Below are 25,483 nucleotides of genomic sequence, written 5' to 3'. Positions count from 1 at the left end.
CTTGGTTACTGGCGAATTTCGCGCGTGTTGTCGGGGGGGGCGTAGTCGCCGGTGCTGCGGAAAGGGTTGATGTCGAGGCCGCCGCGTCGCGTGTAGCGCGCATGAACGGCCAGCGCTTCAGGCTGGCAGTGCTGTTTGATGTCAGTGAATATCCGCTCGACGCATTGCTCGTGAAATTCGTTGTGGTTGCGGAAGGACACGATGTAGCGCAACAGGCCAGCGCGGTCGATCGGGCTGCCACGATAGCGGATGACAAGCATCGCCCAGTCCGGTTGCCCGGTGACCAGACAGTTGGATTTCAGCAGGTGGGAATAGAGCGTTTCTTCGATGATTTGGCCGGGCAAGGTGGTCAACAGTTCAGGGGCCGGCTGGTAGCGGTCGCAGGTGATATCGAGTTCATCGAGCAGGGTGCCGTTGGGGATTCCGATCGATGCCTGGGGCGATGCCGATAAAGACTCCAGTACGACCTCAACCGCTCCGCCGGCGGCAGCCGAGAGGTCGCGAGCCATCGTCATTCCGACCGTTTCAATGCTGTCGAAAGAGCTCTGATTGAAGGAATTCAGATAGAGCTTGAACGATTTGGATTCGATCAGGTTGGGGCTGTCAGCAGGTACCCGGAAAGTGCCGATGGCCACGACCGGCTTGCCTTTGGTATTCAGCCAGGACAATTCGTAGGCATTCCACAGATCTTCGCCAACGAAGGGCAGCGCGGCGTCGGTGAGACCGAGTTCGCTCCGCTTGAGCTGGCGCGGGATCGGATAGAGCAGTTCCGGCGCATAGTGGCTCTGGTATTCCGTCGCCTTGCCCAGCGGGGAGGCGTGACTTGGGTCGGCAGTGGGTGTTGTGGGCAATGTCATGGAGGCGAATTTTACCTGCAAGGCTGGTTTCGATCCGGCGGCATCAGCATTGCCTGAGTTCGATCAGATGCGGGCCGCCGGCTGTCAGTGCGTTGCGCAGTGCCTGCCGCAGCGCTTCATCAGAATCGGCAAGTGCGTAGCCGAGCCCAAAGGTGCTAGAGGCGGACTCAAAATTAATATTTTGTGGCGTGCGCCAGCCCTGGACGAACTCAGGCAGATTGCGTTGGGGCAGGTGATCGAAAATGCCGCCGCCGCCATTGTTCACTACAACGATCACGATGTTCAGCCCGTGGGTCAGGGCCAGGCCGCCGATGTCGTGCTGGCAGGTCAGGTCGCCGATCAGTGCGACGGCTCGCCCCTGATTGGCCGCAATGCCGGCAGCAGTGGAAATATTGCCATCAATGCCACTGGCGCCGCGGTTGGCGTGAAAACGAAGGGGCTTGTCCGAACAGCCGGAGTGGGTATCCAGTTGGCGAATGGCCAGCGAATTGCCGACGAATAAATCGGTATCGTTTGGCAGTTCTGCGAGCAAGGCGTGAATGTGATTGTTTTCTTCACGCGTTTCGCTATCGGCTTCAGATTTGTTGAAGGTGGAAAGCCATGTTTCGGCAGCCGGGGCAGGGAGTTGATCGAGCAGTGCCTGGCAGACGGCGGCAGGTTCAGCGCGCAGAAGGTGGGTCAGTCTTCGGGATGGATCGATCCAGCGCGGCCATGGATCGACCAGCGCGTGTGTCTCGCTGGTTCCGGCGACGAGATTCTGCAGGTTCCGGGTGACCGGATAGGCACCAAAGCGGATCACCCATCTTGGCTGGTATTGAGCCACAGGATCGACTTGGCTCAGCCAGTCGTTGTAACGGACAAGGAGGTGTGACCGGTCATGCGGCCCAAAACGCAGGCCGGAAAGCGGTTCGGCAAAAATCGGGCAGTCCAGCCGTGCTGCCAGTGCGGCAATGGCTTCACTTTGTCCGTTCCGGGGTGGCATCTCGCCACAAACGATGATGCCCGGTTGGCCGGAAATTCGGCCAACCAGTTCGCGTATGTCATTCAGATCCGGCGGAAGTGCCGGGTGTGCGATGCGTATCGTTTCCGGCATTTCCTCGGAAAGTTGCGGCTCCGATGGCAGCAGCGGCTCGCGGAACGGCTGATTGACATGGACTGGACCCGGGTGCGGCCAACTTGCCTGTTCGCAGACCTGGGCAGCGAGACAATACAGGTAGCCTGGGTCAAAACCCGATTCCGGCACGCCCAACACATGGCTGGCACGAACATGCGAACCAAACAGCCCCGCTTGGTTGATGGTCTGGTTGGCGCCGCAACCCTGGAGTTCGGGGGGGCGATCGGCTGAAATCATGATCAGTGGCACCCCGGCGTAGCTTGCCTCGACGACGGCGGGAAGCCAGTTGGCCGGCGCAGTACCCGAAGTGGCCAGCAGCAGGCAGGGACGTTGGCTCGCCTTGGCGAGACCCAGACCAAAAAAAGCCGCACTGCGCTCATCGATTGCGACGTGGCACCTCAACCTGGGCTGGCGGAGCATGGCAAGCGCCAGCGGTGTGGAGCGCGATCCCGGTGAAATTACCGCATCGGAAACGCCTGCCGCGATGAAACCGGCCACCATGGCTTGTGACCAGGCGAGATTAAGTGTGCCGGTATCGCTCATCGCATCTGCTTCAGGTTGGTAAAAGCGAAATTGTAGTCGCTGCGCCCCACCTGGAGTTATTGGGCCATGCTATTATTCGCGCCGTTCTTTGCTGCCCAAGATTCAGGGCAGACCAATGCGGAGTGGTAGTTCAGTTGGTTAGAATACCGGCCTGTCACGCCGGGGGTCGCGGGTTCGAGTCCCGTCCACTCCGCCAGAATTATTGTTAAAGCCCGAAAGCTTTGCTTTGCGGGCTTTTTCATTTTTCGGGCTGCGTATTTCTTATGAATAGTGACAGTTGCTGAAATATTGCGCTCTCCCTAGGGTAATGCCGAGTTCACGGCCTTGTTGCATAGGTTCTAAGCTATGACCAAACAATACGAAAAAGTTTGGATACCCGGTAATGTCGGAGAAAAGCAGTAATTTGCAGGGCGATAGCCTCTGCAACCTTGAGTATCTGATCGTCAATCTTGGCCGCAATCAGGCGACGGCTGAACGTTTGATCAAACTTTTTCTGGACAATCATCTGATCTTGATACGGCGGATGCAAGACGCTCTCAGGGCAGGGGATGTGCCCGCGCTCCAGGATGCTCTGCACGATATTCGCAGTAGTTGTGTCTTGTTCTCTGGTCATCAATGCGTTGAGCTGGCCAGGGAGTTTGAAAAGGCATTACAGGGTGAGGGGCAGAGGATGGAAAGCGACGCCAACTGGGATTCTATGGCCACTGCCCTGAGTCGGTGCATGCTGTGCATGGCCGGTGAACTGACTTCCTATCTGGAACAAAAGGGCTTGTAAGCCAAAAGCCGAAATTCAACAGACGACGCCTGTTTGTAACGCAAACCGGGTCAATCCGGTGACGTCGTGGGCGCCGATGCGTTCCATCAGTCTGCCGCGATGAAACTCTACCGTTTTGGGGCTGATTCCCAAATCTCTGGCGATTTCCTTGGTGGTTCTTCCCGATGCGACGAGACGGAGAATTTCCATTTGTCGAACGGTCAACTGTGCGCTACCCCCGGATGTTCCTTCCGCCCTTGAAGATCGTGGCATTTCCCGAATCTTTGGTGAGAGAAAAAGCTCTCCCCGCAAAACGGATTCAAGTGCTTGCAGCAGTTCGGCGAGCACAAAATCTTTTAGCAGGTAGCCATTGACGCCAGCGGCTAACGCTTGTTCAACGATTTCCTGGCGATCAATACTGGATAGCACCAGAATCTTGGTGTTTGGGTCGAACTGGCGAATCGTACGCGCCACTTCGATGCCCGAAGGGCCCGGCATTGCAATGTCGAGCAGGACGACATCGGGTTGGATACGCTGTATCGCAGAGATGGCCTCATGCCCGTCGGCGCATTCTTCCTCAATCTCGTAACCGGGCAAGGTTTCGAGAATCGCCCGAATTCCTGCCCTGATCAGTAGCTGGTCGTCAGCGAGAATGATGCGAGTTTTTTTCATGCGGGGAACAGGAAAGTGTCAACGTAATTGATCATATTGATTTGCCTATTACGCTGTCTTTGATTGGGGTTCAAAGATTGCCACACAATCGTTCTGGCCGGGGTGAGTTATCTCACGCGCTCTTTCATGGCACGCTGAGCTTCGCGTTTCGAATCCTTGTCCAGCTCGTCGGCGCGTTTGTCATGCTGTTTCTTGCCCTTGGCCAAGCCAATCTCAAGTTTTATCCGGCCGCGCACGAAATGCAGATCCAGTGGTATCAAGGCGTATCCAGCCCGCTCAACCTTGCCGATCAGCTTGCTGATTTCCTTGGCGTGCAACAACAGCTTGCGCGTGCGCGTCGGATCGTGGCTGACGTGGGTCGAGGCGGTTGCCAGCGGCGAGATATGCATGCCGATCAGGTAAAGCTCGCCACCCTTGATGATGACGTAGGATTCCTTGATGTTCATCCGCCCGGCGCGAATGGCTTTGACCTCCCAACCCTGGAGGGAAATGCCTGCCTCGTACTTTTCTTCGACGAAGTAGTCGTGAAAGGCTTTTTTGTTGACGGTAATGCTCATGCTGCCGGGTGATCCATTAAAATCGCGAATTCTACAGGATACAGGAATGCTGCCGCCGCATGGCTCTGGTTGAAAAGACAGTCTTGATCGAGCAATCCGCCGAACGCATGTTCGAACTGGTGGATCGCTGCGAGGATTACCCGGCATTTCTGCCCTGGTGCAGTCATACCGAGGTGAAATTTCGCGATGCGTTGAAAACCGTCGCGACCCTCCACATCAACTACCATTCAGTCAAATCCTGTTTTACGACGGAGAATGACAAGGAATTCCCGCGTTTGATGAAAATCCGGCTGGTTGACGGGCCTTTTCGTCGCCTGGAAGGCGCGTGGCATTTCAAGGTCCTGGCCGAGAATGCCTGCAAGATCGAGTTCCAGTTGCATTACGAGTTTTCCAGCAAGCTGTTCGAAAAAGTGATCGGCCCTGTTTTTAGTCATATCGCGAACACGTTTGTCGACGCCTTTGTGCGTCGTGCTGCACAGGTCTATGGAGTCAGCCATGGCTGAAATGCTGAATGTTGAAGTTTGTTACGCCTTGCTCAACAAGCAGGAGCTCGTTCGCGTCAAATTGCCAGAGGGGGCTTCACTGCAACAAGCAATCGAGGCCTCCGGTTTGCTGGGGAAGTACCCGGAGATTGATCTCAAGAAGAACAAATTCGGTATCTGGAACAAACTGTCCAAAGTTGATTCGATATTGCGTGACAAGGATCGCGTCGAAATTTACCGGCCGCTGATTGCCGATCCGAAAGAGGTTCGCAAGCAACGTGCAGCCGAAGGTAAGGTCATGAAAAAAGGCGCGGGGGATGCCGACGCCTCTGAAGGGTAATCTGGGTATTCGCCTATTTGCAGGACTCAGCCAGAACCCTGCGCGAGCGCTCGATTTCCTGTTCGCGCTGAGTGTTATCCATTAGCTTGCGCTCACCCTTTTCATCGAAAGTTGCCATTGGCTGCTGTGCCTCCAGCGCGGCCAGATTACGCTGGGCGCGCGCGCAATTCTCGCGCTTGTCATTCTCTGCTGCCTGTTCCTTGGCCTGCTTTTCAGCCTTTTCCTTGGCCTCCTGCTGGCGTTTCTTGAAATCCAGATCCTTGTCGGCAGTGCTCTTCGGAGCGTCGCTGGATTTGGCGCCTTCTGCCGGTTTGTCTGCCGGCTTTTCCGAAATGACTGTCGGTTGCTGGCCGCCTATCGAACGTCGACTCTTGGCCGAGGCAGGCGGAGGTACATCGGAAACCACAGTCTGGCCGTTGCTGTCCTTCCATTGAAAGGTCTCGGCATGGATTGCTGCACTGAAGGTGCCGGAAGTGAAAACAAGGGCAAAAACGAGAGAGGATTTCGTGGTCATCTGGGTTTCCTTGGCTTTTCTGTATAATACGATTTTGTGACCTTGGATTAAAGGCTAAAGGCCATGCGACTGCTGCAAAAAGCCCTGACTTTCGACGACGTTCTGCTCGTCCCCGCACATTCCCAGATTCTCCCGCGTGACGTAAGCCTGGCCACCCGGCTTACACGCAACATCACCCTGAACCTGCCGTTGCTTTCCGCTGCCATGGATACTGTAACGGAAGGTCGCCTGGCGATCGCGCTGGCTCAGGAAGGTGGAATCGGCATCATCCACAAGAACCTGACCGCCAAGGCACAAGCTGCCGAAGTGGCCAAGGTCAAGCGCTTCGAGTCGGGCATCCTGCGCGATCCGATCACCGTTTCGCCCCTGATGACCGTGCGCGATGTGATCGAAATCACGCGCCAGCACCGCATTTCCGGTCTGCCGGTGATCGACAAGAGCGGCAAGGTGGTTGGTATCGTGACCAACCGCGACCTGCGTTTTGAAACCAATCTGGACCAGCCGGTCAAGCTGATCATGACCCCGCGCAAGCGACTGGTTACAGTTAACGAGCAAGCCAGCGTCGAGGATGCCAAGGAACTGATCCGCAAGCACCGTCTGGAGCGTGTGCTGGTCATTGACGATGAATACCATCTGCGCGGCCTGATTACCGTCAAGGATATTCTGAAGTCCACCGAACATCCGCTGGCCAACAAAGATTTGAGGGGCCGCTTGCGTGCCGGTGCTGCCGTTGGCGTTGGTGCTGGTACCGAGGAGCGCGTCGAATTGCTGGCGGAAGCCGGCGTTGATGTGATCGTTGTTGATACTGCACACGGGCACTCCCAGGGTGTGCTTGATCGCGTGAACTGGGTCAAGAAGAACTTCCCGCAGATTGAAGTGATTGGCGGCAACATCGCGACCGCCGACGCGGCGAGGGCTCTGGTTGATCAAGGTGCTGACGGCGTCAAGGTCGGTATTGGTCCGGGCTCCATCTGCACGACGCGAATCGTTGCTGGTGTTGGCGTGCCGCAAATCACGGCCATCCAGAATGTTTCCGAATCGCTGAAGGGCACCGGCGTGCCGATGATTGCGGACGGTGGCATTCGTTATTCCGGCGACATCGCCAAGGCGATCGCAGCCGGCGCCGATACTGTCATGCTCGGCGGCCTGTTCGCCGGTACTGAAGAGGCTCCGGGTGAGGTCGAGCTGTTCCAGGGGCGTTCGTACAAGTCCTATCGTGGCATGGGTTCGCTCGGTGCAATGCAGGCTGGTTCATCGGATCGTTACTTCCAGGAAGCAACCGCCAACGTCGACAAGTTCGTGCCGGAAGGTATTGAAGGTCGCGTTCCCTACAAGGGTTCCGTGCTGGCCGTCATTCACCAGTTGATGGGTGGCCTGCGTTCTTCGATGGGTTACCTCGGCAGCCCGACGATTGATCACATGCATGACAACGCCTGTTTCGTCGAAATCACCTCGGCCGGTATCCGCGAGTCTCACGTCCATGACGTGCAGATCACCAAGGAAGCGCCGAACTACCATCTCGACTGATTGTTTCCGTGTCCCATAGGGCGGCTCCGGTAGCCGCCCTTGTTCTTTCAAGGTTTTGAAAATGGCTCACCAGAAAATCCTCATCCTCGATTTCGGTTCTCAGGTCACCCAGCTGATCGCCCGCCGTGTGCGCGAAGCCAAGGTCTTCTGCGAAATCCACCCGTACGACGTTTCCGACGAATTCATTCGTAACTACGGGGCCAAGGGCATCATCCTGTCCGGTGGACCGAGTTCGGTAACCGAAGGCGATACGCCGCGCGCCCCTGAAATCGTTTTCCAGCTAGGCGTTCCGGTGCTCGGTATTTGCTATGGCATGCAGACCATGGCCCAGCAACTGGGTGGCAAGGTGATGACGGCTGAAGCGGCTGGCAAGGCCCGTGAATTCGGTTATTCCGAAGTTCGGGCACATGGTCACACCGCACTGCTCAACGACATTGCCGATTTCTACAGCCCGGAAGGCCACGGCATGCTCAAGGTCTGGATGAGCCACGGCGATTCCGTGATGGAGCTGCCGGCTGGCTTCGTCAAGATGGCGTCGACCGCCTCCTGCCCGATTGCTGCGATGGCCGACGAGAGCCGCAAGTTCTACGCTGTCCAGTTCCACCCGGAAGTGACGCATACCCAGCAGGGGCGCGCCATTCTCGAACGCTTCGTGCACGGCATTTGTGGTTGCGGCACCGACTGGGTGATGGGCGACTACATCGCTGAGGCCGTCGATGCCATCCAGCGCCAGGTCGGCGACGAGGAAGTCATCCTCGGCCTGTCCGGCGGCGTCGATTCCAGCGTTGCCGCGGCCCTGATTCACAAGGCCATCGGCGACCAGCTGACCTGCGTTTTCGTCGATCACGGCCTGCTGCGCCTCAACGAAGGCGACATGGTCATGGACATGTTCGCCCGCAACTTGGGCGTCAAGGTCATCCGCGTCGATGCCGTCGACGCCTTCATGGGCAAGCTGGCCGGCGTCTCCGACCCGGAGCAGAAGCGCAAGATCATCGGCAAGGAGTTCGTCGAGGTTTTCCAGGCTGAATCAAAGAAGCTGAGCGCCGCCAAGTGGCTGGCCCAGGGCACCATCTACCCGGACGTGATTGAATCCGCCGGCAAGGGCAAGAAGGGCGCCCACACCATCAAGAGCCACCACAATGTCGGTGGCCTGCCGGAAGACATGCACCTGAAGCTGCTCGAACCGTTGCGCGAACTGTTCAAGGACGAAGTCCGCGAACTTGGCGTCGCCCTCGGCCTGCCACGCGAGATGGTCTATCGCCATCCATTCCCCGGGCCGGGCCTTGGGGTTCGTATTCTTGGCGAAGTTACGCTGAAGGCCGCTCATCTGCTCCAACGTGCCGACGCCATTTTCATCGATGAACTGCGTGCCACGCACGCTACCGAGCGCGATGTGGCGGCCGGCGCCTGTACTGCGGCCGATATCGGCAAGAGCTGGTATGACCTGACCAGCCAGGCCTTCGCCGTCTTCCTGCCGGTCAAGAGCGTCGGCGTGATGGGCGATGGCCGTACCTACGAAAACGTGGTTGCCCTGCGTGCCGTGGTGACCAGCGACTTCATGACTGCCCACTGGGCACATCTGCCGTACGAACTGCTCGGCCGGGTGTCGAACCGGGTCATCAACGAAGTGCGTGGTCTGAACCGGGTTGTCTATGATGTCTCGGGCAAGCCGCCGGCGACGATCGAGTGGGAATGATTTGATTGGTGGTTTTGACTATTTTCTACAACTCGTAATGTCTCGCGAAGCCCCGCCCAGTGCGGGGCTTTTGCTTTATTGGCTATTGGGGACTTTTGGTTGTATGTGGGGCAAATTGACGGTACAGGGGACGGTATTGGCGGTTGGTGGGCTGCTGGTGGTTTGGCGATACCGTCAGATAAGTTTGGTGGTGACGGTATCTACGGAGCGTTTTTAGGGGGAGTAAGGGGTTTTTGATCTACAAATGTCGGGCATTTTTGCCGCGAGCGTGATTCGTGCAAGGCCGCTCGGCGTATGCCCGCGGAATGCATCTTGACCCACTACTGCTTCTGGATTTCCTTAAGTCGCAAGCGTGTGACCGAGGGCGGGGCTACGTGGCCTTGGCCTGTGCGTACCCAAGAGCACAATACGTCGGCATCAAGATCGATCAGTCCCCCATGCAGATTCTTTTCGCGCAACGATTCAGGCACTGCGAGAAAGCGAACCGAGCTGTCGTCCTCCAGTTGAACCGCGACTGAGTCGAGCGGCAAGCTCAGTCCGCTACCTTCGGCTTTCAGTACGGCTTCCTTCAGCGTCCATATGATCAGGAAACGGCGGTAGCGATCGCTGAGATCTTGGCCGAGCAGGATCCAGCGATATTCGCGCGGGTCGAAGTAGTGTTCGGCGATGGAGATGTCGGCCCGCTTTGTTTGCCGGCATTCGATGTCGACGCCGACCCGGCCGGTCGCGGAGACGAGCAGGGCGCAGACGCCATGGCTGTGCGAAAGACTGAATACGAATTCGGCCCCGGCCAGCGCCGGCTTGCCCGTCGGGCTACGCGAGAAACGTAGCTGCTCGGGCGGCTGGTCGGTGTAGGCGGCGAGCACGCCGCGGGTGAGGAGGCGGCTGGCGAGAAAGTCGTTGCGATGTTCTTCGAACACGAAGCGGGCTGCGCGCTGCGCTTCCTCCTGATCCAGCCAGCGCCGCGCCAGCGGCAGTGCGGCCTGGACCTCGGCGGTGCATAACCAGTACAGCGTGCAATCAGCCGACGGCGAGGGCGGATTCGACCAGATCGTCATGAACGCGCCGCTTCAGGGTTGCCACGACGCGTTCCAGCGCATCGTGAATGAAAAAATGGCCACCCGGGAAGCGATGCATTTCAAAGTGGCGGGCGCTATGGTTTTTCCAGTCGACCATCTCGTCCGGCGGCACGATGCAGTCGTTTTCCCCTGCCAGCGCGCTGATTGGCACGGAAAGCGCCGCGCCGGGCTGGAAGCGGTGGGTTTCGTGCAACTTGAAATCGGCGCGGATCATCGGTAGCAGCAGTTCCATCGTTTCGCGATGGGCGAGGATCGCTTCGGGTGTGCCGCCGTAGCCGCGCAAGGCGTCAATGAACTGGTCGTCGGGCAGTTGATGCAGGTCTGGGCGGCGCCGGGGGCGCTCCGGCGAACGATAGCCGGAAACGAACAGGCGGCGGGGCATCGGCAGATCGCGGGCGGCCAGAGCCCGGGTCAATTCGAAAGCGATCAGCGCCCCCATGCTGTGGCCGAGCAGGAAGTATGGACGATCAATCAAGCGCGTCACCTGGTGCAGTAGCTTGTCGATCAGTTCAGCCAGATTGTCGATCGGGGGATCCATCAAACGGCGCTCGCGGCCAGGCAACAGTGCGACGTGCATTTCGATGTCGGGGAGGTGCTCCAGCCATGGGCGGAATTGCGTCGAGCCGCTACCTGAGCTGGGCAGGCAAAGCAGGCGCGATGCTGCGTGGGGTTTTGCTACGCCGAAAGTGGTAAACCAGGCAGTCATGAAATTTCCGTTCAGGCGACGCGACGCAGGGGGTGGAAGAAGCCAAAGCACTCGACGGGCACCTGGGCCGTACCGTCCAGCGGCAAGACCCGGGTGTTGACCAGAAAGTCGTGCTGGTAGCGCGTGTAGCCCGCCGCATCGACCGAACTGGGCAGGATGCGGGCAAGCAGCGGCTTGCGCCATTTCTGGGCGATGGTGGCGATGGCGCGAATCAGGCTGGCCAGTTGTCCGGCCGAGGCGTCGCGCGCCACCGGAATCATGTCCAGTCCGCAACCGCAGACCGTGGCGTAGAGCAGGAGATCCTTGATGCTGACTTCGCCGTCGGCCGCCGCCTCGGCCAGCCGGGTGTCTTCAAGCACCGAGAGCATGGTGCCGTTGAAGCCGACCATCGGCAGACCCTCGATGGAATGCTGCAGCATGTCGTTGAGGGCATACAGCGAAAACAGGAAATCGAGCTGGCCGATCCGGCTGCCGGCCAGTTTTTCGACGACGGCAACGGCGCTGCTGTCGGGACCGGGGAAAGGGGCCAGCGACAGGTCGAAGCCAAGGAAGCGAATGCCGGTTTGCCAAGCATAAGTTTCGGCCAGCTGGCGGCTCAGGGCAACCCGCTGAACCAGCAACTGGCGGCAGGCATCGAGTCGCTCGGCAAGCGTTTCGCCTTTTTCGGCACAGCGATTGAAATCCTCGGCCAGCTCGAGGGCAATGGAGAAACCGGGTTCGCCGCGATGGTAGGCGGCAGGAAAGAAAGGCGTACCGGGTTCGACATTGGCGATGGCAGCGAAGCGGAAATTGGCCTGCTGGTGGGTGTCGGACTCGGCAAGTCGGGCCATGGTCCGGGCAGCCAGCGCGATGCCATGGTTGTCCAGGCCGCCGCGATGGCCGACCTGGGCGTTGGAGAACACATGCTGCGTGCCGGTCAGGATCGCTTCCACCGCCGCAAAATCATCGTCATGGTCGTTGTCTTGGGCGCAGACCGGACCGGGCAGGCAGCACCAGATGCGGTCGCCGAACGCCGTTTCGAGCTCGGCGGCGAGCCGCCCGAAATCTTCAGGTGCAAGTTCATGCGGGCCATCGGACAGCGGCGGGGCGACATAGCGGAAGCAGCGGGCTTCCAGGCCCATGACATAGAGCAGGTCTTCCAGACCATCGAAGAAAGCCGTGACTTTCCCGGCGGTGGCGGCTGGATTGGCGATATCCAGCGGCATGCCGAGGGTCACCGTGCGCAACTGGGCCATGGCGGTCTCTTTCAGTGTTGCAGCTCGCGCAGGCTGCGCGGGCGCATGTCGGTCCACAGGCTGTCGATTTTCGCCAGGCAGGTCTCGCGGCTGGCTGGTTCGCCAACGCTTTGCCAGCCGACCGGCACGCTGCGGAACGCCGGCCAGATGGCGTATTGGTCTTCGTCGTTATGAACAATGCGGTAGTCGTGTTCAGTCATGTCATTACCTTTTCAGAGATTCCAAATCAGAACAGGCGCCGGCGACGCGGATGGAACTCGCGGCCTTCGTCGGCGAAGAGGCGTTTCAGATAATTGGTCCAGGCCTCGGTAGCCACTTTCGGCTCCTTGACGCCAACGCGTTCCAGCGCCCGGACCGTGCGCTGGCTCTTGATCTTCAGGCGCTTTTCCTCGGGTTCGGTGGCGTCGGTATCCCACCAGAACAGGTAGGGCGCGAAAGGCAGCGGATCGTCGATGCTCGATTGCTTGACGCGGTCCACCCACTCGCGGATGGGAATCTTCACCAGGCCGGCTCGCTCGCAATCGACGAAATCGGGCAGCAGCTTGCTCCAGTTGCGGCTCTCCTCGCCGACCAGGTGATGGACGGCGGTGCAGGTGTAGTCGCCGGCCAGCGCGACCACGGCCTCGCCCAGGTAATCCACCGGCACGATCTGCTCGGTGATCGGGTAATCGGGATAGGCGTTGAGACGCAGGCAGGTGCGGATGAACAGCGCGACGAAATCGTCGAGGCGACCGCCACCGCTGCTGCTGTCGATCACCACCCGGCCAAGCCGGGCGATCTGTGCCGGCAGCCCGGCGCGGGCGGCGCGGCGGACCATCAGCTCGGCCACCCACTTTGAAGCGTTGTAGCCTTCGGCGTGCTCCTGCGGCTCGCTTTCGATGTCGATGTCTTCGTCGACGGTGCGGCCCTTGCCGTCGCCGTGGAGCACGCCGGCGGTAGAAACGTACATGAAGCCCTTGAGCTTGTGTTCCAGGGCCAGTGCCAGCAATTGCCGGGTCGGTTCGACGTTGGCCTGCTTGAGTGCGGCGTAGGGCAGCACGTGGTTGAGCAGCGAAGCGTTGTGCACGATCAGGTCGATGCCACGGGCCAGTTCCTGCCAGGCGGCGTCGTCGAGGCCGCAGCGCGGCGCGTCGAGGTCGGCAATCAGGATGCGCAGGCGTGGTGCGAAGTGCGGCTGCCACAGGCCGTACTGCTCCAGGTTGGCGACCAGTCGGGCCAGGCCGGCCGCCTCGTCGCGGGCGCGGACGTGGCAATGCAGTGTGACCTGCGGCCAGCGTTCGAGGATACGGGCAACCAGGTAGGCACCGAGGAAGCCGGTGGCGCCGGTGAGCAGCACCTGTTCCAGGGATGAGGCGACAGGTGGCAGGTGCTCGGGCAGTTCAATGATCGATTCGGCGTCGCCATCGACCGGCCGATCAAGGTCTTCGACGGTATCGCCGCGCTCGGCGGCGTCGAGATGGCGGGCCATGGCGCGCACCGTCGGTTCGGCGAAGAAGACCGGAATGGTGACGCTGCGCCCGCAGGCAACGCGGATGCGGGCGAGCAGTTGCGTGGCGCTGAGCGAATTGCCACCCAGTGCGAAAAAGTCGGCGGTGACGCTGACTCGTTCGCAGCCCAGCAGTTCGGCCCAGACGGCGGCGACCTTGTGCTCGGTGTCGGTTTCCGGCGCGACGTAGGCCTCCTCCTGGCGCTGGCCGGGCTGCGGCAGGGCGCCGCGGTCGATCTTGCCGTTGGCGTTGATCGGCCAGGTGGCGAGGACAATGAATTCGCCGGGCACCATGAAGGGCGGCAGTAGCGCCGAGAGATGCTGGCGCAGCGCTTCACCCAAGGTTTCGGGCTGCGCCGTGTCGCTCAGGCAGTAGGCGACCAGGCGCTTGTCGACGTCGTTGCCGACGAGCAACACCAGTGCTTCCTTGACCTCCGGGTGGCGGCACAGGGCAGCTTCGATTTCGCCGGGTTCGATGCGATAGCCGCGCAACTTGATCTGGAAATCGACTCGGCCGAGGAACTCGAGGCTGCCATCAGCCCGCCAGCGCACGCGGTCGCCGCTGCGATAGAGGCGGCCGCCAGCCTTGTCGAAAGGATTGGCGATGAAGCGCTCGGCGGTCAGCTCGGGTTGGCGGTGGTAGCCGCGGGCGACGCCGGCGCCACCGATGTAGAGCTCGCCCTCGACGCCGACCGGTTGCGGTTGCAGCGCGCGGTTCAGCACGTGGCAAGTGGTGTTGGCAATCGGCTGGCCGATGGGAATGACCCCGGCGGCGATGTCGGCGCGGCTTACCGTATGGCAGGTGGCAAAAGTGGTGGTTTCGGTCGGGCCGTAGCAGTGGATCAAGCGGCCGTTATCGAGCAGGTCGATGGCTCGGGTGGCATGGGCCAGCGAGATGACGTCGCCGCCGGTCAGCAACTGGCGCAGGCCGCGCAGCGCGTGGCCGTGGTGATCGACCATGGCGTTGAACAGGGCTGCGGTCAGCCAGGCCGTGGTGACCTTTTCGCGCTCGATCAGTGCCGCCAGCTCGTCGAGCGCCAGCAGGCCGGCCGGTGCCTGGACCAGGGTTGCGCCGTGGCACAGGCTGCCCCAGATTTCGAAGGTCGAGGCGTCGAAGGCGACCGGCGCGAATTGCAGGAAGCGTTCGTCGGCCGCGAAGCGGGCGTAGCCGGTTTCGCAGATCAGGCGGACGATGGCGCGGTGCTCGACCATGACGCCCTTGGGCTGGCCGGTGGAGCCTGAGGTGTAGAGGATGTAGGCAAGGTTGTCTGGCGAGGCAAGCGGAGCCGGGTCGATACCGAGCATTGGTTCGATCAGTTGCTGTTCGAGATCGACGTTCAAGCGCTTGGCCGAGGCCGGCAACAGGCTGCCCAGGTCGCTGCGCGTGATGACCAGCCGGACGTCGCTGTCATCGAGCATGAAAGCCAGGCGGTCGGCCGGGTAGGCCGGGTCGAGCGGCACGTAGGCGCCACCGGCCTTGAGGATGGCGAGCAGCGCGACGATCAGTTCCGGGCAGCGATCCAGGCAGACACCGACCGGTTGCTCCAGCCCGGTGCCCTGGTCTCGGAGATAGTGGGCCAGGCGGTTGGCGCGCTCGTTGAGTTGGGCGTAGCTCAGTGTCCGGCCGTCGCCGCCAATCAGCGCGACGGCGTCGGGCGCGAGACGGACCCGGGCTTCGACCAGTTGATGCACGTTGAGCGGCGGTAGTGGCCGGGCGGTGTCGTTCCAGCCATCGAGCAGCATGGCAGCGGCTGGCGGCAGGAGCCCGTAGCAGCCCAGCGGCCGGGACGGGTTGGCGAGCACCTGACGCGCCAGGTCGGCGAAGGATTCGGCCAGCCGGGCAATGGTTTCCGGCGCGAACAGGGCGCTGGCATATTCCCAGTGGGCGCGCAGCGAACCATCGGCTTCGAAATAGATGATCAGTTGCAGGTCGAAGCGGGCGATCCAGTCGTCGCCGCCCAGCAGCGAGGTGTCCTCGTAGGCGCGCTGCAGCGCGAAGCCGACCTGGAAGAAAGGCTGGTAGCCGGGGTGGCGCTCCGGGTTGAGGCGGTCGACCAGCAGTTCGAACGGCAGGTCGGGATGCTCGAAAGCGCGGTGGGCGGTGTCGCGGGTGTCGCGCAGAAGTTGCTCGAAGCTGGCGGTGGCCGGTGTGCGGGCGCGCAGCACCAGCGTATTGACGAAGAAGCCGATCAGCTCCTCGATTTCGACATGCGTGCGGTTGGCCACGGGGCTGCCGACGTTGAAGTCATCCTGGCCGCTCCAGCGCTGCAGCAACAGGTCGTAGAGGGCCAGCCAGGTCATGAACTCGGTGGCGCCGGCGGCCTGGCCGAACTGGCGCATGGCGGCCGCCGTATCGGCGTCTATGTGGGTGACGTGCAGCCGGCCGGCAACGCTTTGCACCGGCGGCCGGGCGTGGTCGTAGGGCAGCGCGATCTGGGCATTGCTGCCGGCCAGTTCGTCGCGCCAGAAAGCCACTTCGTCGTCGAGGCGCTGGCCGGATAGCGTTGCCTGTTGCCACAGCGTGTAGTCGGCGTACTGCACCGGCAGCGGTGCCGCCGCCGGTTGCCGGCCGGCGGCCAGTGCCGCGTAGGCGGCGGAAAGATCGCGGACCAGAAGGTCCATCGACCAGCCGTCGGTGGCGATGTGGTGTAGCGTCATCAGCAGCACTGCTTCATCGTCGCACTGCACCAGGTGGTAGCGGGCGACCGGGCCGTTGTGCAGGTCGAACAGGCCGGCCGCTTCAAGGCCGGCGATCTCGCCCAGCTTGTCGTCGGCCGCCGGATCGCCGCGCAGGTCGTCATAGGCCAGCGCCACCGGCCCGGGCGCCGCGATGTGCTGCCAGGCCATGCCATCGGCTTCCGGGAAGCTGGTGCGCAGCGCCTCGTGGCGCTCGTGCAGCCAGGCCAGCGCCGCCGCCAATGCCGCGCGGTCGACCTCGCCGGGCAGGCGCAGGGCATTGGGTACGTGATAGGCCAGGCTGCTCGGGTCGTACTGGTGCAGGAACCACAGCCGCGACTGGGCGAAGGAGAGCGGAATGCGGGCCGGGCGTTCCTGCGGCACGATTTCCGGCGTGGCCGGTGTCGTGACGCTGCCCGGCATGGCGCCGGCGGCGGCCAGCGCCACATCGAGCGCCGCCGCCTGCTGGGCGATGGTCGGTTGCTCAAACAGCAGCGCCAGCGGGATGCGGACGCCAAACACCTTGTTGAGCCTGGAATAGACCTGGGTGATGGACAGCGAATGGCCGCCCAGTTCGAAGAAGTTGTCGTGGATGCCAAAATCCTCGTGGCCGAGGATCCTGGCCCAGATTGCGGCCAGCTTCAGCTCGCTGTCGGTGCTCGGCGCGACGCGCTCGCTTGCCGCCTCGCCGGCCTGCGGCTCGGGCAGCGCGGCGCGGTCGAGCTTGCCGTTGGCGTTGAGCGGCAGCACGGCCAGCGGCATGAAGATGGCCGGCACCATGTAGTCCGGCAGGCGGGCGGCGAGATGGGCGCGGCAGGCGGCCTGCAGTTCGGGTGTCCACGGCTGCTCGGCGTCGGTGACGACATAGGCGACCAGTCGCTGGCCGTCGCTGCTGACCACGGCGCAGGCGTCGCGGACGGCGGGGTGGCCGCGCAACTCATGGCCGATGGCGTCGAGTTCGATGCGGTAGCCACGCAGCTTGACCTGGAAGTCGGTGCGGCCGCGAACGATCAGCGTGCCGTCCTCGTTGAAATAGCCACGGTCGCCGGTGTAGTAGCGGCGCTCGCCGGGGCCCGCTTCCGGATCGGGCGAAAATTTCTCGGCGCTCATTGCCGCGTTGTTCAGGTAGCCGCAGCCGACCGAACCGCCGGCAATCACCACCTCGCCGGTGACGCCGCAGGGCAGCTTGTTGCCGAAGCGGTCGAGGACATGGACGGCAAGGCCGGGCAGTACGCGGCCGACGGTCACCGGCCGGGCCAGGTCGATGAACTCATCGCCGCTGAAGCGGTGGGTGTTGCAGAGGTCGGTGCACTCGGTCGGCCCGTAGGTATTGACCAGCTCGGTATGGCAGGCTGCGTCGAGCAGCCAGTTGGCGAGACGGCGCTTGTCCACCGGTTCGCCACCGACCAGCAGCAGGCGCAGGCTGGTGAAGGCGGCGGCGGGGTCTTCGGCCACTTCGGCCAGCGCGTAGGCCATCGACGGCGTGCAGTTGATCCAGCTGACGGCTTGGGCCTGGGTCAGTTCGCGAGCGGCCAGCGGGTCGAAATGGCGGGTCGGGGCGAGATGCAGTTCGCCGCCGGTGGTCAGCGCACCCCAGACACATTTCTGGGCGAGATCGAAAGTGATCTTGTTGATCAGCAGGCAGCGGTCGGCCTCGGTCAGCGCCAGTTCCCGGTTCCACCACTGGATGAAGCGGACGAAGCTGTCGTGATAGACGCCGGCTGCCTTGGGCTTGCCGGTGGAGCCGGAGGTGTGGATGACGTAGAGCAGGTGGCGGGCGGCGGGGGGCTCGACTTCAACTATCGGCGCGTTATCGCTCCAGGCTTCCGGCAGATGGACGGTGATGCCGGGCAAATCGAACAGGGCAGCGTATTCGGTGCCGCAGATCACCTGGTGGATGGCGAGGTCGGCCAGCATTTCGTGCAGGCGCAGGGTTGGCAGTCTCGGGTCGAGCGGCGCGTAGGCGCAGCCCAGCCGGGTGATGCCGATCAGCGCGGCAATCATGTCGGCGCCTGGCTCGAAGGCGAAGGCAACGGTCTGGCCCGGGCGGACGCCGGTGGCCAGCAGGCGTGCGGCATAGCGGCGGGAAGCGCGGTCGAGCGCTGCGTAGCTGACTTTTTCCTCGCCGGCGACGACGGCGGTGGCTTCCGGCCGGCGGGCGACCTGGCGGGCGAACAGCGTCGCCATGTCGACTTCGGCTTCGCCGACTGCCGGCAGGTGGTTCCAGCCGGCCTGGCGGCGGGCGTCGTCGGCCGGTTGCAGCGACAGCGTGCCGAGCGGTTCCGTCGGCTGCTCGATCAGCGCCCGGAGAGCCTGGGCGAAATGGCCAAGCAGGCGGGCAATGGCGGCCGGGGCGTGGCGGCGGGGATCGAACAAGGCCTTGACGCGCATCTCGCCGACCGGGTCGACGACCAGTGCCAGCGGAAAATTGGTCTGCTGCCAGACCGTGACATCGGCCAGCGACACCTGCTCGTTGTAGGGAAAGGATTCGATGGCCAGCATCGAGTCGAACAGCGGCTGGCCGCGCGGCACATCGCTCCACTGGGTGATGCGGGGCAGCGCGACATGCTCGAATTCGCGCTGGGCGAGCAGTTGGCGTTGCAGGGCGGCGACGAACTCGCCGGCGGTCTGTGCCGGGTCGACCTGCACGCGGCAGGGTACGGTATTGATGAACAGGCCGACCATGGCCTCGGTACCGGGCAGTTCCGGCGGTCGACCGGAGACGGTAACGCCGAACACCACGTCATTTTCGCCGCTGTAGATGGCCAACGTGTAGGCCCAGGCGGCCTGCAGCACGGTGCCGACGGTGATCCGGGCGGCCCGGGCGTAGTCGCGCAACGGCCCGGCCAGCGCCTCGCCGAGATGGTCGACGACAGTGGCACCGGCATCGCTGACGGTTTCGCCGTCGTGCCGTTCGACCAGGCCGAGCGTCGTCGCCACGGCAAAGCCGGCCAGGCGCGGGCGCCAGTAGTTTTCCGCCGCAGCGCCATCCTGGACCTGCTGCCAGGCCAGGTAATCGGCATAGCTGGCGGCTTCGCGCGGATGCCAGGCCTGGCCGGCCAGGCTGCTCATGTAGGCGGCAAGGACTTCGCCAAGGACGACGAAAGCCGACCAGCCATCAAGAATGATGTGGTGATAGCACCAGAAGACGACGCTGGCATCGGCCCGCTGCAGCAGGATCTGGCGCAGCAGCGGGGCAGTGCGCAGGTCGAAGCCCTGCCGTGCCTGCTCTTGCTGCAGAGCTTCGAGCCGGGCAGCGAAGGCAGCATCGTCGTCGCCACGGGCATCGATTTCGCGGACTTCCAGCCGGGTCTGGCGCAGCATTACCTGTAGCGGCTGTTCCAGTCCCTCCCAGGCAATGGCCGAGCGCAGTACCGGATAGGCGGCGAGCACGTGGTTCCAGGCGGCCTCCCAGCCGGCACACTCGATGACCCCCGGGGCGCGGCAGGCGAACTGCTCGACATAGACGCCCGACTGCGGGGCGCTCAAGGCGTGAAAGAGCATGCCCTCCTGCAAGGGCGTGAGGCGGTGGATGGCCTGAATGTCTGGTTTGGTCATGAGGGGGCTTGAGGAAGGTCGTTGGCTGACGCTGTGCTTGCGAAAAGGCGTAATCCCGTAGGCTGGGCTGCAGCGGAGATCGGCTCCTGTCCGACCTACGGGGATTTTCCCGGGAGCTTCTGCTTAGCTGGCTCCCAGCGCGTTGAGGACATCCGACAGGTCGGCGCCGCCCAGGTCATCAACCACGGCAGCAGCCGGGGCAGGGGCGACCGGCGCCGTCTCGGCACGACTGGCAACGGCGGCTAGTTCGGCGACGGTCTGGTGCTCGAACAACTGGTTGGGCTTGAGGATCACACCGTGTTTTTTGGCGTGGGCGACGATCTGGATGCCGATCACCGAGTCGATGCCGAGATCGAAGAAATTGTCGTGGATGCCGACCGGCGTGATGCCCAGCGCTTCTTCGATGATGGCGACCAGGATTTCCTCTTCCGGCGTCGTCGGCGGAGCGACGATCACGTCCTCGCGCACCAGTTTGGCCTTCTTGCCATCGCCACGGGTGGCTTCGGCAATGCGCTCGGCGCGCATGCGGCGCAGCATGGTCTCCAGCGGATGCGGATTGAACACCCAGTGCGGTGCGGCGCCATCCAGGGCCAGCACGCGGAGCAGGGCTTCGCAGCCTTCCTGCGGCGAAATCGAGCCGTCGTCGGTGGCGCCGATCAGCGGTGCGGCCTTGGCGGCGAAGGCTTCGGCCGGCACGCGGCGCAGCCGGAAATCCTCGACGCTGGCCACCAGTCGGCCATCCGGCGTGATGACGCGGATGTCGAAATGGATGGTGTCGCGATCCTCGGCGATACCGCGATAGACGACGTGGGTCAGCAGCTCGGCTTCCATCGCACCGTGGATCTCGAGGCGGCCGTAGGTGAAGGGCAGGTATTCGCTATCCAGGCCGAGGTCGAGGCGCATCAGCAGATGGCCGGTGATCGGGCCGGTAGCCATGTCGAGCAGGGCCGGGTGCAGGGCGAACTGTTCGAGATCGGCGCGGCAATGGGCCGGCAGCGCCAGCTCGCCGAGCAACTGGTTTTCGCCAAAATGCAGGCGCTGCACGACCTGCCAGCGTTCGCCCAGGCTCAGGAAACCCTCTTCGCCGATCAGCGCCGCCTGGCCGCCGAATTCGACGACCTCGCCATTGCACGCGGCGTTCAGCGCGGCGACATCGATGATGGCGGTTTCGCCGCTGGTGGCCCGGACATCGGCGACCAGCACCGGTCCCTGCTCGGTGACGATTTCGACATCATGGGCATCGCCGGTCGGGGTCAGCGTCAGGCGCACTTCGATCATTTCGTTTTCCGGCACGAACAGCGGCCGGTAGAAGAAGACATTACCCAGCGTACAAGTCGCCTGGCCGGTCAGCGCCTGCCATGCGGCACGCAGCATCTCGATCAGGCCGGTACCGGGCATCACCGGCACGCCGTTGATGCGGTGGTCGCTCAGCGCCCAGTGGTCTTCGACGCGCAGGTGGGTGGTGAAGCGGGTAGCGGCACCGTCCGGCTCACGGCTGAACAGGAAGGGGTGGCTTTCGCTGCGCCCGGCCGGCAGGGCTGGCGTCTTGGCGGCGCCGGTGTGGCCCATGGCCACCGCCATGCCGACTTCGCGCCAGCCGCCGTAGGCCAGCGACACGGTGTGCAGGCCGCGGGCGGCGCGGCGGCGGGCGAAAGCATCGAGGAAGTTGTTGGCGGCGCAGTAGTCGACCTGGCCGGTGCCGCCGATTACCGCAAACAGGGAGGATACGAGCACGAAAAAGCTCAGGTTTTCGCCTTCCAGCGCCCGTTCCAGCGCCAGCGCGCCGACGATCTTGGGATCGAGCACGGCATTCGCCGCTTCGAGCGTCTTCATCGCCATGACGCCGGAACCGGCAACGCCGGCAGCGTGGATGGCGCCGGCCACGCGGCCAAAACGAACGCGGACGCGCTCGACCATGGCAATAACGGTGTCGGCTTGGGTGATGTCGCAGGCTTCCGCCTCGACTTCGGCACCCATGGCGATCAGCTTGCGAACGGCGGCGATGCGGCCCGAGGTGGCGTCGGCCGGGCCATGCTCGGCCAGCCAGGCGGCCCATTCTTCAGGCGCCGGCAGCGGTGAGCGGCCGACCAGCACGAGCTGGCGGGCGCCATGGCGGACCAGCGTTTCGGCGAAGGAGAGGCCGATGCCACCGAGGCCGCCAGTGATGATGATGGCGCCGTCGAGGGCGGCGAGGTCAACCGGGATGGCCGGCTTGGTGACCGGTACCGTTTCGACGTGGCCCAGCCAGCGCGAGCCGTGGCGCCAGGCGACGCACTTGTCGCCGAGTACCAGCGGGGCGTGGGCTTCGGCCTGCAGTCGGGCCAGTTCGTCGAGCGTGATGCGGGCCAGGTTGTTGGGCAGTTCGGCGGCACTGGTCGGTACATCGAGTACGCGGCTGACCAGCTTGCGATATTCGTGGCCGATAGCCAGATGCGGGCCGATGGCGCTGGCCTTGACGGCGTCGATGGTCTCGCCGGGCACAACGTCGAACATTTCGCTGCCCAGCGTCAGCAGCGCGACGCGCTCGTCGGCGGCTTCGTCGGCCAGCGCCTGGGTCAGCGCCAGCAGCGCGTCGAAGGCGAACTGGCGGGTGAGTGCCGCGTTGTCCAGCGTGTCGCCGCCGGTGGTATCGAGCAACAGCGTGTGGATGACGGCCTGCGGGCGGCCGGTGTGGGCGAGCAGTTGTTCCCACTGGCCGGCGTCGCCGAGGGCCAGTGCGTAGCGTCCTTCGCCCTGGTCGGCAAAGGCGACGCCGGGCTGGACGCGGGCGACGCGAGCACCGAGGGTGACCAGCGCCTCGCAGAGGGCGACACCGAGCACATGGCCGGTTGGGCTGTCGTTGCCGAGGATCAGCACGAGGCCGCCTTCGACCCGCGGTTGCTGGTGTAGCCAGGGCTGGCGGCGCCAGGAGGTGCTGTTGAACCAGTCGCTGAGGTCTTCACTACGCTTCAGGCCAGCTTCGGATTCCAGGCCGGCCGGGGCTTTTGGGGCATCCAGCCAATGGCGTTCGCGGGCGAAAGGATAGGCCGGCAGCGGGATGCGGCGGCCGACGTTGTCGGCTTCGACGATGGCGAAATCAAGCGCATAGCCGGCTGCCCACAGGTTGCCCAGACCCTGACGCAGGTAGGCATCGCCACGCTGGGCTTCGGTCGGGTGCGGCATCATTGGCACCGCCTGGGCGCGTGGCCGGCCGTTCGGGTTGGCCAGCAGGTGGCGGGCGAAGGCGCTGAGCACGCCGCCCGGCCCGGCTTCGACGAGGAAGGTGTAGCCGTCGTTGAGCAGGGTTTCCAGGCAGGCCTGGAAGCGCACTGGTGAAAGCAGGTGCTGGACCCAGTAATTGGGGTCGATGGCCTGGGCTTCGCTCAGCCAGTCACCGGTCAGGTTGGAGACAACGCGGGCGGTCGGCGCCCGGCGCGGCACGGCGGCGACGGCGGCGCGGAATTGTTCGGCCAGCGGCTTCATCATCCAGGAGTGGAAGGCATGCGAGGTCTGCAGCTTGCGGCAGCCGACGCCTTCGGCTTCGAGGCGGGTGGCCAGGGCGTCGATGGCGGCGTGGCTGCCGGCGACGACGCTGGCGCGCGGGCTGTTGATGGCCGCCAGATTGATCTCGTCGGACAGCCACTGGGCGACGCCGTTACCGTCGAGCGGAATGGAGAGCATGGCGCCCGGCTCCATCGCCTGCATCAGCTGGCCGCGCAGGGCGACCAGGGCGAGTGCGTCTTCCAGCTCGAAAACGCCGGCCAGTGTCGCCGCGACGTATTCGCCGAGACTGTGGCCGATCATCGCCGCCGGCTGGATCTGGTAGGCCAGCAACTGCTGGGCCAGTGCGTATTCGACTACGAACAGGGCCGGCTGGGCGTAGCGCGTTTCACGCAGACTATCCTGGGCGGCCTGGTCGTCGGGAGCGGCCAGCAGCAAACGCCTGAGGTCGAGTTCGAGGTGGCCGGCGAGCAGTTCGCAGCAGGTGTCCATCACCTCGCGGAAGATCGCACAGTGTTCGTGCAGTGCGGCAGCCATGCCGGCATGCTGGGAGCCCTGGCCGGTGAACAACAGGGCCAGCTTGCCGCTGGCCGGCAGGGCGGCCTGCTTGGGCGGATTGGTGGCCAGTTCGGTGAGCGCCTTGAGCAGTTCCTCGCGCTCCTCGCAGGCGATCGCAGCACGCAGGTCGAAGGCGCGGCGGCCTTCCTGCAGCGTCAGCGCGACGTCGTCGAGATCGGTTTCCGGGTGGCGTTCGAGATAGGCGGCCAGCTGTTCGGCGCTGCGGGCCAGCGCGCCCGGCGTCTTGGCCGAAAGCTGGATGGTGCGCAGGTGGCGCTCCGATTGCGTGGCGATCAGCTCCGGCGGCTCTTCGAGGATCAGGTGGGCGTTGGTGCCGCCGATGCCGAAGGAACTGACAGAGGCGACGCGACGGCCTGATTCGGGCGGAATCCAGCGGGTCAGCTCGGTATTGACGGCGAACGGGCTGTCGGCGAAATCGATGCGCGGATTGGGTTGCTTGTAGTGCAGGCTGGGCGGCAGCATGCCGTGGTGGGCGGCGAGCGCCGCCTTGATCACCGAGGCGACGCCAGCGGCCGGCGCCAGGTGGCCGACATTGGTCTTGACCGAGCCGATGGCGCAATATTGGCGGCGGTCGGTGTGGTTGCGGAAAGCGCGGGTCAGCGCCGTCAGCTCGATGGGGTCGCCCAGCGAGGTGCCGGTGCCATGGGCCTCGACATAGGTAATTTCGCTGGCATGGGTGTTGGCGGCGCGCAGGGCGCGGGTGATGACGTCCACCTGGCCGTCGATGCCCGGCGCGGTGTAGCCGGCCTTGTGATTGCCGTCGTTGGTTACCGCCGAGCCGCGGATCACGGCGTAGATGTTGTCGCCGTCGGCCTCGGCGTCTTCGAGGCGCTTGAGCACGATGACCCCGACGCCGCCTTCCGAAAAGACAGTACCTGAGGCTTCGGCATCGAAAGCGCGGATGCGGCCGTCGCCCGAGTTCATGCTGCCTTCCTGGTACTGGTAGCCGATGCCGTTGGGCACGATGGCCATCGCACCGCCGCCCAGCGCCAGATCGCATTCGCCGGCGCGCAGCGATTGGCAGGCGAGGTGGATGGCGACCAGAGATGTCGAGCAGGCGGTCTGTACGGTGATTGAGGGGCCGGTAAAGTTCAGCTTGTAGGCGACCCGGTTGGTCAGGTAGTCCGGCTCGTTGCCGATGCCGGCGATCAGGTCGCGCTCCGAGGCACACATGATTTCGCGGTTGGCGAAGACATTGTTCAGGAAATAGCGCGACAGGCCGGTGCCGCCGAAAGTGCCGACAGCGCCGGGATAGGCGTCGGGCACGTAGCCGGCGTCTTCCATCGCCGCCCAGGACGCTTCCAGGAAGATGCGCTGCTGCGGGTCGATCAGCTCGGCCTCGTTGGGCGAGTAGCCGAAGAAGCCGGCATCGAACTTGTCGGCGTCGGCCAGGTAGTAACCGGCACCTACCCAATTGCCGCTGCCGACCTGACGTTCAAGATAGGGGATGGTCAGGTAGTCGTGCTGGTCGATGCCGGCGCGCACTTCCTCGGCGCTGTACTGGCGTAGCGCGTCGCGGCCTTCACACAGGTGCTGCCAGAAATGCTCAACATCCGACGAACCCGGGAAACGGCCGGCCATGCCGATGATGGCGATACGGCCGGAATAGGACTTGGCGCTGTTCATGT

General features: G+C 63.4%; 16 protein-coding genes and 1 tRNA gene. 6 read left to right on the top strand and 11 right to left on the bottom strand.

Annotated elements, in window-relative coordinates; all coding sequences use genetic code 11:
* Positions 1-5 precede the first annotated feature (5 nt).
* Both queF and menD read right to left on the bottom strand, forming a co-directional pair.
* Positions 6-857: an NADPH-dependent 7-cyano-7-deazaguanine reductase QueF gene (gene queF, locus KI617_RS09790; RefSeq protein WP_226451803.1), complete on the bottom strand. Its 852-nt coding sequence runs from the start codon at positions 855-857 to the stop codon at positions 6-8.
* A 43-nt stretch (positions 858-900) separates the two neighbouring features.
* Positions 901-2,514 (bottom strand): 2-succinyl-5-enolpyruvyl-6-hydroxy-3-cyclohexene-1-carboxylic-acid synthase, encoded by a 1,614-nt coding sequence (menD, locus tag KI617_RS09785; protein WP_226451802.1) that lies wholly within the window; start codon positions 2,512-2,514, stop codon positions 901-903.
* A 119-nt stretch (positions 2,515-2,633) separates the two neighbouring features.
* Between menD and KI617_RS09780 the strand changes: the two genes are divergently transcribed.
* Both KI617_RS09780 and KI617_RS09775 read left to right on the top strand, forming a co-directional pair.
* Positions 2,634-2,710: transfer RNA gene (locus KI617_RS09780), tRNA-Asp, on the top strand.
* Positions 2,711-2,896: 186 nt separating this feature from the next.
* Positions 2,897-3,289, top strand: coding sequence for an Hpt domain-containing protein (locus tag KI617_RS09775; RefSeq protein ID WP_226451801.1), 393 nt, complete (start codon positions 2,897-2,899; stop codon positions 3,287-3,289).
* 15 nt (positions 3,290-3,304) lie between these two features.
* Here KI617_RS09775 and KI617_RS09770 read toward each other — a convergent pair whose 3' ends face one another.
* Both KI617_RS09770 and smpB read right to left on the bottom strand, forming a co-directional pair.
* Positions 3,305-3,940, bottom strand: a complete 636-nt coding sequence (locus KI617_RS09770) for a response regulator (RefSeq protein WP_226451800.1) — start codon at positions 3,938-3,940, stop codon at positions 3,305-3,307.
* A 107-nt stretch (positions 3,941-4,047) separates the two neighbouring features.
* Complete coding sequence (gene smpB / locus KI617_RS09765) at positions 4,048-4,497, bottom strand: SsrA-binding protein SmpB (protein ID WP_226451799.1); 450 nt, start codon at positions 4,495-4,497, stop codon at positions 4,048-4,050.
* A 59-nt stretch (positions 4,498-4,556) separates the two neighbouring features.
* Between smpB and KI617_RS09760 the strand changes: the two genes are divergently transcribed.
* Together KI617_RS09760 and KI617_RS09755 are read left to right on the top strand one after the other, a co-directional pair.
* On the top strand, positions 4,557-5,000 hold the full coding sequence (locus tag KI617_RS09760) for a type II toxin-antitoxin system RatA family toxin (RefSeq protein WP_226451798.1): 444 nt from the start codon (positions 4,557-4,559) through the stop codon (positions 4,998-5,000).
* Positions 4,993-5,319, top strand: coding sequence for an RnfH family protein (locus KI617_RS09755; protein WP_226451797.1), 327 nt, complete (start codon positions 4,993-4,995; stop codon positions 5,317-5,319). Before KI617_RS09760 ends, KI617_RS09755 begins: the two co-directional genes overlap by 8 nt.
* 13 nt (positions 5,320-5,332) lie before the next feature.
* On the opposite strand, the gene KI617_RS09750 is transcribed toward KI617_RS09755, so the two are convergent.
* Positions 5,333-5,833, bottom strand: coding sequence for a DUF4124 domain-containing protein (locus KI617_RS09750; protein ID WP_226451796.1), 501 nt, complete (start codon positions 5,831-5,833; stop codon positions 5,333-5,335).
* A gap of 63 nt (positions 5,834-5,896) precedes the next feature.
* Here KI617_RS09750 and guaB point away from each other — a divergent pair, with 63 nt between their 5' ends.
* Entirely contained in the window at positions 5,897-7,360 is a 1,464-nt protein-coding gene (gene guaB, locus KI617_RS09745) for an IMP dehydrogenase (protein ID WP_226451795.1), read from the top strand.
* 61 nt (positions 7,361-7,421) lie between these two features.
* A complete protein-coding gene (guaA, locus tag KI617_RS09740; RefSeq protein ID WP_226451794.1) occupies positions 7,422-9,056 on the top strand; it encodes a glutamine-hydrolyzing GMP synthase in 1,635 nt (544 codons plus the stop codon).
* A 320-nt stretch (positions 9,057-9,376) separates the two neighbouring features.
* Here guaA and KI617_RS09735 read toward each other — a convergent pair whose 3' ends face one another.
* From KI617_RS09735 to KI617_RS09710, 6 genes are all read right to left on the bottom strand, one after another.
* Entirely contained in the window at positions 9,377-10,114 is a 738-nt protein-coding gene (locus KI617_RS09735; RefSeq protein WP_226451793.1) for a 4'-phosphopantetheinyl transferase family protein, read from the bottom strand.
* Positions 10,077-10,841, bottom strand: a complete 765-nt coding sequence (locus KI617_RS09730; RefSeq protein ID WP_226451792.1) for a thioesterase II family protein — start codon at positions 10,839-10,841, stop codon at positions 10,077-10,079. The genes KI617_RS09735 and KI617_RS09730 overlap by 38 nt, the downstream gene beginning before the upstream one ends.
* Before the next feature lie 11 nt (positions 10,842-10,852).
* Positions 10,853-12,076 (bottom strand): DUF711 family protein, encoded by a 1,224-nt coding sequence (locus tag KI617_RS09725; protein WP_226451791.1) that lies wholly within the window; start codon positions 12,074-12,076, stop codon positions 10,853-10,855.
* A gap of 11 nt (positions 12,077-12,087) precedes the next feature.
* Positions 12,088-12,276 (bottom strand): MbtH family protein, encoded by a 189-nt coding sequence (locus KI617_RS09720; RefSeq protein WP_226451790.1) that lies wholly within the window; start codon positions 12,274-12,276, stop codon positions 12,088-12,090.
* 26 nt (positions 12,277-12,302) lie between these two features.
* Positions 12,303-19,796, bottom strand: coding sequence for a non-ribosomal peptide synthetase (locus KI617_RS09715; RefSeq protein WP_226451789.1), 7,494 nt, complete (start codon positions 19,794-19,796; stop codon positions 12,303-12,305).
* 123 nt (positions 19,797-19,919) lie between these two features.
* Complete coding sequence (locus tag KI617_RS09710; RefSeq protein ID WP_226451788.1) at positions 19,920-25,481, bottom strand: type I polyketide synthase; 5,562 nt, start codon at positions 25,479-25,481, stop codon at positions 19,920-19,922.
* Between the last annotated feature and the right edge of the window lie 2 nt (positions 25,482-25,483).

Origin of the sequence: Ferribacterium limneticum (genome assembly GCF_020510625.1) — a bacterium.
Classification (GTDB): Bacteria; Pseudomonadota; Gammaproteobacteria; order Burkholderiales; family Rhodocyclaceae; genus Azonexus; species Azonexus limneticus_A.
The sequence above is the reverse complement of the archived record's forward strand: the minus strand, read 5'-3'. Positions and strand labels throughout refer to the sequence as shown.

Bases quoted from the DNA above. Each gene is read 5' to 3' on its own strand.
- KI617_RS09770 (WP_226451800.1), bottom strand. From the start codon at position 3,940: ATGAAAAAAACTCGCATCATTCTCGCTGACGACCAGCTACTGATCAGG.
- KI617_RS09715 (WP_226451789.1), bottom strand. From the start codon at position 19,796: ATGACCAAACCAGACATTCAGGCCATCCACCGCCTCACGCCCTTGCAG.
- menD (WP_226451802.1), bottom strand. From the start codon at position 2,514: ATGAGCGATACCGGCACACTTAATCTCGCCTGGTCACAAGCCATGGTG.
- KI617_RS09720 (WP_226451790.1), bottom strand. From the start codon at position 12,276: ATGACTGAACACGACTACCGCATTGTTCATAACGACGAAGACCAATAC.
- guaB (WP_226451795.1), top strand. From the start codon at position 5,897: ATGCGACTGCTGCAAAAAGCCCTGACTTTCGACGACGTTCTGCTCGTC.
- KI617_RS09775 (WP_226451801.1), top strand. From the start codon at position 2,897: ATGTCGGAGAAAAGCAGTAATTTGCAGGGCGATAGCCTCTGCAACCTT.
- guaA (WP_226451794.1), top strand. From the start codon at position 7,422: ATGGCTCACCAGAAAATCCTCATCCTCGATTTCGGTTCTCAGGTCACC.
- queF (WP_226451803.1), bottom strand. From the start codon at position 857: ATGACATTGCCCACAACACCCACTGCCGACCCAAGTCACGCCTCCCCG.
- KI617_RS09730 (WP_226451792.1), bottom strand. From the start codon at position 10,841: ATGACTGCCTGGTTTACCACTTTCGGCGTAGCAAAACCCCACGCAGCA.
- KI617_RS09725 (WP_226451791.1), bottom strand. From the start codon at position 12,076: ATGGCCCAGTTGCGCACGGTGACCCTCGGCATGCCGCTGGATATCGCC.
- KI617_RS09755 (WP_226451797.1), top strand. From the start codon at position 4,993: ATGGCTGAAATGCTGAATGTTGAAGTTTGTTACGCCTTGCTCAACAAG.
- smpB (WP_226451799.1), bottom strand. From the start codon at position 4,497: ATGAGCATTACCGTCAACAAAAAAGCCTTTCACGACTACTTCGTCGAA.
- KI617_RS09710 (WP_226451788.1), bottom strand. From the start codon at position 25,481: ATGAACAGCGCCAAGTCCTATTCCGGCCGTATCGCCATCATCGGCATG.
- KI617_RS09735 (WP_226451793.1), bottom strand. From the start codon at position 10,114: ATGACGATCTGGTCGAATCCGCCCTCGCCGTCGGCTGATTGCACGCTG.
- KI617_RS09750 (WP_226451796.1), bottom strand. From the start codon at position 5,833: ATGACCACGAAATCCTCTCTCGTTTTTGCCCTTGTTTTCACTTCCGGC.
- KI617_RS09760 (WP_226451798.1), top strand. From the start codon at position 4,557: ATGGCTCTGGTTGAAAAGACAGTCTTGATCGAGCAATCCGCCGAACGC.